The organism is uncultured Zoogloea sp. (assembly GCF_937894855.1).
In the GTDB taxonomy this organism is placed as follows: Bacteria; Pseudomonadota; Gammaproteobacteria; order Burkholderiales; family Rhodocyclaceae; genus Zoogloea; species Zoogloea oryzae.
In genome coordinates this window covers 1-6,535 of record NZ_CALAYQ010000001.1, presented here as the reverse complement: position 1 = coordinate 6,535, position 6,535 = coordinate 1, and the positions used below count along the sequence as shown (strand labels likewise).

The window sequence follows — 6,535 nt, the reverse complement described above, 5'->3', positions numbered from 1 at the left end:
GCGGTGAAGGTGAAGTTCTTGATGATCGGGTTGGCCGGATCGTAGCCGAAGGTGAGGTTCTCGATCTCGACGGCCTGACGGTGCAGCTTTTCCTTCTCGTCGTAGTCGAAGCGGATCCACGGGTACTGGCGGGACGACGGCTTGAACTCCTCGATCTTGATCTTCTCGATCTGCTTGGCGCGGCTGGTGGCCTGACGGGCCTTGGACTTGTTGGCCGAAAAGCGGCGCACGAACTCCTGCAGCTCCTGGACCTTCTCCTTGGCCTTCTGGTTGGCGTTCGACTGGCGCTCGCGGGCCTGGGTGGACGCCTCGATGTAGTCATCCCACGTGCCCGGCCACACCTGGATACGGCCGTAGTCCAGATCCGCCATGTGGGTACACACCTGGTTCAGGAAGTGGCGGTCGTGGGAGATGATGATCATCGTGGAGTTGCGCTGGTTCAGCACGTCCTCCAGCCAGCGGATGGTGTTGATGTCGAGGTTGTTGGTCGGTTCGTCGAGCAGCAGGATGTCCGGGTTGGCGAACAGCGCCTGGGCCAGCAGCACGCGCAGCTTCCAGCCGGGGGCGACTTCGCGCATCGGGCCGTTGTGCTGTTCGGTGGGGATGCCGACACCGTGGAGGAGCTCGCCGGCACGGGCCTCGGCGGTATAGCCGTCGTACTCCGCGAAGTGGCCTTCCAGCTCGGCCGCCTTCATGTAGTCCTCTTCGGTGGCTTCCGGGTTGGCGTAGATGGCGTCCTTCTCCTGCATGCACGCCCACATCTCGGCGTGGCCCTGCATCACCACGTCGAGCACCCGCACGTCTTCGTAGGCGAACTGATCCTGCTTCAGGAAGGCCATGCGCTCGCCGCTGTCGAGGGCCACGTTACCGGCGGTGGGTTCCAGCACGCCGGCCAGGATCTTCATGAACGTGGACTTGCCGGCCCCGTTGGCGCCGATCAGGCCGTAGCGGTTGCCTTCGCCGAACTTGACGGAGACGTTCTCGAAAAGGGGCTTGGCCCCGAACTGCATGGTGATGTTGTTGGCGATGAGCACGACACGAATTCCTTAAATTCCGGCGGTCGCAGGCGGCGACACGGGCAAAACAAAGGCGCCGGCACGGGGCCGGCGCAGCTTGTCCGAAATTTATCATGTCTTTCAAGCACCTGAGAAATTTTCTCGGTGCTTGATGCAGCGCATCAGACCAGCGACGGCCCCGATACGATGGACGCCGCGTCGGACTCGGAGATCCGGATCGTCGCGGTGGAGATGACGTGGAGCGTCAGCCACTCGTGCAGACGGTCGGCCGCATCGCGGGAAAGGGTGACGAAACGGCAGCCCATCATCCCGCCGTCGGCCCCGAGCACGAAGTTGACGGTCTCGGCCATGCCGCGGATCACGTCGGGGATGCCCTCGAGCTGCATCACGAAAGGAAAGGCCTCCGGCTCGGCCAGCGGCGAGCCCCACGGCACGCTGAAACCTTCCAGGGACAGATCATTGACCGGCATGCGCTCGCCATCGATCACCACCCAGAAGCACACGTTCCCCCAACGCTTGGCCACGAAACGCTGGCGCTTGCGACGCTCACCGCGCGGAACGGCGGGAATGGCAGTCGCGGTCTGAAGCTCCATCACGGCAAACCCTTTCAAAATCTCTGATCCGACAGCCTTGCTCAAAATACAACAAATTCACAAGCAAAACGATATTTTTTACCTAAAAACTCAAATTCATCGGAGGGACGCGGAATTCGATTCGAATTTTCGTGGCACCCATCACGGATACACAGAAATTCACATCAACCTGTCGAGAATTTTTACAAACGAATTTCGGCAAACCAATTTATAAACTTAAGTGATTGATTTAACTAAAACGCCCCAAAGCGGGCACGCGTTTTGCTCAGATTGAGCCAGCAGTCGGGATCGCCCCCATTGCAAAATATTTTTGACGATTTTCAATCTGGAGTTTTCATATGAAAAAACTGCTCGCCTTCGCAGCAGGCTCGCTCATCTCCCTGAGCGTCGTTGCCGCCCCGCTGCTGACCACCCCTGAAACCCTCTCCACCGGCCTGAAGAACACCAACGGGCTCGACAACCCGCTGACCTTCGCCAAGTTCGACACCGCGCTCGGCACCCTGACCAGCGTTCATATCCAGCTGACCGGCTACGAAGAAACTGGCTACACCGCCACCGACCTGGGCGGCGCCAGCAACACCTTCGTGTTCACCAACGATGTGACCGTCAACCTGAAGACCCTGGCCGGCGACGCCCTGACCACGGTCCTGCCGACCGTCACCGACACCCAGACTGTTGGCGCGAACGGCACCTATTCGAGCGCCGGCTTCCCCGCCCGCGCCCTGACCAACACCGTCATCGGTCCTGAGGCTGTCTTCCTGGACGCCGCCACCCTGGCGCTGTTCGTTGGCCCAGGGTCCATCACCCTCAACACCTCCGCCACCTCCGCGAACTCGGTCATCGGCACGGGTGACATCACCTCGACCATCCTGACCCGCTACAACGCGACCGCCAGCGTCTGGTACGACTACGAAGTCCCGACCACCCCGGTTCCGGAACCCACCTCCATGGCCCTGGTTGGCCTTGGCGCTCTGGGCCTGGCCGCTGCCCGTCGCCGCAAGTAATTTGCCTTGCCTCCCGGCTTAGTCCGGGATGCGCTGCAAAGCAAAAAAGCCACCGCAAGGTGGCTTTTTTGTATCCGGCTTCCGCTTAGCGAAAGAACCGATCAGGCGTCGTCCATCGCGGCGGAGGTGTACACCGCCTGCACGTCGTCGAGGGATTCCAGCGCGTCGAGCAGCTTCTGCATGCGCACCGCGTCGTCGCCGGCGAGTTCGGTGTCGTTGAGCGGCTTCATGGTGACTTCGCCAAACTCCGCCACAAAACCGGCCTTCTCCAGCGCTTCCTTCACCTCGCCAAACTGGTACGGGTCGGTCAGCACTTCGATGGAGCCGTCGTCGTTGGGCACCACGTCGTCGGCACCGGCTTCGAGGGCCGCTTCCATCAGCGCGTCTTCCGACGTGCCCGGGGCGAACAGGATCTGGCCACAGTGCTTGAACTGGAAGGACACGCAGCCGTCGGTGCCCATGTTGCCGCCGTACTTGTTGAAGGCGTGACGCACGTCGGCCACCGTGCGGGTCTTGTTGTCGGTGAGGCAATCGACCATCACCGCCGCGCCGCCGATGCCGTAGCCCTCGTAGCGGGCTTCCTCGTAGGTGACGCCTTCCAGCTCGCCGGTGCCCTTCTTGACGGCCCGGTCGATGTTGTCGGCCGGCATGTTCACCGCCTTGGCGCGATCCACCGCCAGGCGCAGGCGCGGATTGAAGGCGGCGTCGCCCCCACCCATGCGTGCCGCAACCGTGATTTCCTTGGCCAGCCGGGAGAAGACCCGACCGCGCTTTTCATCCTGCCGGCCCTTGCGGTGCTGGATATTGGCCCACTTGGAATGACCCGCCATGATTCTGTGTCCTTGGATTGCAACTAAAAGCCGCGATTTTACCCCGCCGCCCGCCCTTCGCGCAGCCCGCGCTTGCCGCGGATCAATTTGCCAATCATTTTTTGGCGCGCCGGGGCAGATTTCAAGCCCGTTGCGGGCAGTTGGCCGATAATTGCCGACTGATCCCATTTCGCCCACCCGGAGGATTCCATGACCGAGCCCCTCATCATCGCCAAGTCCAAGGACAAGGAAATTGCCCTGCTGCCCCAGCTTGCCAACCGCCACGGCCTGATCACCGGTGCCACCGGCACCGGCAAGACGGTGAGCCTGCAGAAGATGGCCGAATCCTTTGCCAGCATCGGCGTGCCGGTGTTCATGGCCGACGTGAAGGGTGATCTGTCGGGCATCGGCGCCGCGGGCGTCGAGTCGCCCAAGCTCAAGGAGCGCCTGGCCGCGCTGGGCATCAACGAATTCACCCCGCGGGCCAACACCACGGTGTTCTGGGACGTGTTCGGCGAGGCCGGCCACCCGGTGCGCGCCACCGTCTCCGACATGGGCCCGATGCTGCTGGCGCGGCTGCTCAACCTCAACGACACCCAGGCCGGCGTGCTGCAGCTGGTCTTCAAGATCGCCGACGACCAGGGCCTGCTCATCATCGATCTCAAGGACCTGCGCGCCACCCTTCAATACGTGGGCGACAACGCCAAGGACTTCACCACCGAATACGGCAACATCTCCGCCGCGTCGATCGGCGCCATCCAGCGCGGCCTGATGGGCATCGAGGCCCAGGGCGGCGACAAGTTCTTCGGCGAGCCGATGCTCGACATCGCCGACCTCATCCAGACCGACGCCGACGGCCGTGGCGTGATCAACATCCTCGCCGCCGACAAGCTCTACAACTCGCCCAAGCTCTACTCCACCTTCCTGCTGTGGATGCTGGCCGAGCTCTTCGAGCAGCTGCCGGAAGTGGGCGACGTGGACAAGCCCAAGCTGGTGTTCTTCTTCGACGAGGCCCACCTGCTCTTCAACGAGGCGCCCAAGGCCCTGCTCGAGAAGATCGAGCAGGTGGTGCGGCTGATCCGCTCCAAGGGCGTCGGTGTCTACTTCGTCACCCAGAACCCGCTGGACGTGCCCGAGACGGTGCTCGGCCAGCTCGGCAACCGCGTCCAGCACGCCCTGCGCGCCTTCACCCCGCGCGACCAGAAGGCCGTCAAGACCGCCGCCGAGACCATGCGTGCCAACCCCGAGTTCGACGCCGCCACGGTCATCACCGAGCTGGGCGTGGGCGAGGCGCTGATCTCCTTCCTCGACGAGAAGGGCCGCCCGCACATGGTGGAGCGCTGCTTCATCATCGCCCCCAACTCCCGCCTCGGGCCGCTCAGCGCCGCCGAGCGCAAGGCCGCCATCGAAGGCTCGGTGATCTACGGGCACTACGAGGAAATCGTCGACCGCGAATCGGCCTTCGAGAAGCTCCGCGGCGGCGCGGCCCCGGCCGGCAACGGCGGTGGCGCAGGTGCCGCCCCGGCCCCGCAGGAGGAGGAAGGCGGCGGGCTGCTGGGCGGGCTTTCCAGCATCCTGTTCGGCACCACCGGCCCCCGCGGCGGACGCCACCCGGGCCTCGCCGAACAGGCCGCCCGCAGCGCGGTACGCACGGTCGGCTCGGCCATCGGCCGCGAGATCGTCCGCGGCGTGCTGGGCTCGATCCTCGGCGGAGGCAGCCGCCGCCGCTGACGCCGCCCGCCCCGGTTCAGACCTTTTTGCTCCCGACCGGGGCAAACGCGCTCCCGACCGGGAGCAGAATCGTCCCGACTGGAAGCTTTTTGCTCCCGACCGGGAGCAAAGAACGCCGACCTCGCACTTTTCTGCTCCCATCAGGCCAGCCCCGCAAACCAGGCACATCCCCTTGGTGAGGCTCGAACTGTAGGTCGGACTTCAGTCCGACAAGATGCTGCACCCATGTCGTCGGACTGAAGTCCGACCTACAACCTGATCTACACGTCCCCCTGATCCCACACGCCAAGCGCGACGAGCTGTTTGGTCGCCGCCTCGCTCCAGCCCCGGTTGGCTGCCGGGCTGGCCGGGCTGGGGTGGAGCACGCGGCCGAACTTCACCGGCATTCCGCCCAGCGCCTCCCGCGCGCGCTGCTCGGCCCAGGCGCCCACGCCGACCACCCAGTCGGGCTCAAGCGCCTCGGCCACGCGGCGCAGATGCGCGTCGCAGGCCGCCAGCAGCGGGCCCTGCTCGGCGGCCGGGAGCTTGTCGGGCGTGAGGTTGCGGCCGTTGTCGAAGAAGGCCAGCGGGCAGTAGTTGGCCACGAAGTGATCGGCAAAGAAGGCCTCGGCGCTGCCGAAACGCTCGGCAAATAGCCCCCACAGGCGCCGCCCGCTCACCTCGGAGCGCGGGCAGGCGAAGCCCTCGATGGGGCGCTTGGGGTTCTCGACCGCGGGCTTCGTCACCGCCGCCTCGATGCCCATCCAGTCGCGCACCGCGGCGATCTCGCCGAAGGGCACGCCGGTCTGCACCATGCCGAAGGGGCCGGGGTTCATGCCCACGAAGATGACCTTCTTCTTGCCCTGGCCAAAGCGCTGCAGGTACAGCGCGCCCGGCGCCCAGGCGTAGTCGAGGGGGTTGTACACGTGGCTGACTGGCGCGGCGAAGCGCATCGGGGCTAGGGTGTCGCACAGGCTGCGGGCGGCGGATTCGAGGGGCGTCATGGCGGGCATCAGTGGAAAATCAGGTGACGGCCGCGGGCGTCTCGCGCCACGGCGCCACCTTGAACAGCAGCAGCATGCCGGGCACCGCCAGCACGCCGCACAGCAGGAAGAAATCGAACCAGCCGAAGTACTCCACCAGCCAGCCGGCCGAGGCGTTGATGAAGGTGCGCGGCACCGCCATCAGACTGGTGAACAGCGCCAGCTGGGTGGCCGTGTAGGCCGGGTGGGTGGTGCGCGCCATGTAGGCCACGAAGGCCGTGGTGCCCAGGCCCACGCCCAGCGCCTCCAGCCCGATCACCGCCGCCAGCACGCCCAGCCGGCCGGCGTCGGCCTCGGCCGGGCCGAGCCAGGCCAGCCACGCAAAACCGAAGATCGCCAGCCACTGCACCACGCCGAACA

7 protein-coding genes and 1 pseudogene are annotated in these 6,535 nt (G+C 65.0%); 2 read left to right on the top strand and 6 right to left on the bottom strand.

Features of this window, described 5'->3' with window-relative positions; translation table 11 throughout:
• Both Q0672_RS00040 and Q0672_RS00035 read right to left on the bottom strand, forming a co-directional pair.
• Positions 1-1,034: ATP-binding cassette domain-containing protein (locus tag Q0672_RS00040; protein WP_298618514.1), on the bottom strand; the 1,034-nt coding region annotated here is incomplete at its 3' end.
• Between the two features lie 143 nt (positions 1,035-1,177).
• On the bottom strand, positions 1,178-1,609 hold the full coding sequence (locus Q0672_RS00035) for a PilZ domain-containing protein (RefSeq protein WP_153160632.1): 432 nt from the start codon (positions 1,607-1,609) through the stop codon (positions 1,178-1,180).
• Positions 1,610-1,947: 338 nt separating this feature from the next.
• On the opposite strand from Q0672_RS00035, the gene Q0672_RS00030 reads away from it, so the two are divergent.
• Positions 1,948-2,613, top strand: coding sequence for a choice-of-anchor E domain-containing protein (locus tag Q0672_RS00030; RefSeq protein WP_153160633.1), 666 nt, complete (start codon positions 1,948-1,950; stop codon positions 2,611-2,613).
• Positions 2,614-2,714: 101 nt separating this feature from the next.
• Here the strand turns inward: Q0672_RS00030 and Q0672_RS00025 are convergent, their stop codons facing one another.
• Positions 2,715-3,443, bottom strand: coding sequence for a YebC/PmpR family DNA-binding transcriptional regulator (locus tag Q0672_RS00025; protein ID WP_298618509.1), 729 nt, complete (start codon positions 3,441-3,443; stop codon positions 2,715-2,717).
• Positions 3,444-3,481: 38 nt separating this feature from the next.
• Positions 3,482-3,634, bottom strand: a complete 153-nt coding sequence (locus tag Q0672_RS00020) for a hypothetical protein (RefSeq protein ID WP_298618507.1) — start codon at positions 3,632-3,634, stop codon at positions 3,482-3,484.
• Here Q0672_RS00020 and Q0672_RS00015 point away from each other — a divergent pair.
• The gene (locus Q0672_RS00015) at positions 3,633-5,153 is read left to right on the top strand and encodes a helicase HerA-like C-terminal domain-containing protein (RefSeq protein WP_298618505.1); all 1,521 of its coding nucleotides are present in this window, start codon (positions 3,633-3,635) and stop codon (positions 5,151-5,153) included. The two genes, Q0672_RS00020 and Q0672_RS00015, sit on opposite strands and share 2 nt — an antisense overlap.
• A gap of 260 nt (positions 5,154-5,413) precedes the next feature.
• On the opposite strand, the gene Q0672_RS00010 is transcribed toward Q0672_RS00015, so the two are convergent.
• The gene (locus Q0672_RS00010; protein WP_298618516.1) at positions 5,414-6,136 is read right to left on the bottom strand and encodes a uracil-DNA glycosylase family protein; all 723 of its coding nucleotides are present in this window, start codon (positions 6,134-6,136) and stop codon (positions 5,414-5,416) included.
• A gap of 19 nt (positions 6,137-6,155) precedes the next feature.
• A pseudogene (locus Q0672_RS00005) lies at positions 6,156-6,535 on the bottom strand (AmpG family muropeptide MFS transporter); the annotation flags it as partial.

Bases quoted from the DNA above. Each gene is read 5' to 3' on its own strand.
- Q0672_RS00035 (WP_153160632.1), bottom strand. From the start codon at position 1,609: ATGGAGCTTCAGACCGCGACTGCCATTCCCGCCGTTCCGCGCGGTGAG.
- Q0672_RS00030 (WP_153160633.1), top strand. From the start codon at position 1,948: ATGAAAAAACTGCTCGCCTTCGCAGCAGGCTCGCTCATCTCCCTGAGC.
- Q0672_RS00025 (WP_298618509.1), bottom strand. From the start codon at position 3,443: ATGGCGGGTCATTCCAAGTGGGCCAATATCCAGCACCGCAAGGGCCGG.
- Q0672_RS00015 (WP_298618505.1), top strand. From the start codon at position 3,633: ATGACCGAGCCCCTCATCATCGCCAAGTCCAAGGACAAGGAAATTGCC.
- Q0672_RS00020 (WP_298618507.1), bottom strand. From the start codon at position 3,634: ATGGAATCCTCCGGGTGGGCGAAATGGGATCAGTCGGCAATTATCGGC.
- Q0672_RS00010 (WP_298618516.1), bottom strand. From the start codon at position 6,136: ATGACGCCCCTCGAATCCGCCGCCCGCAGCCTGTGCGACACCCTAGCC.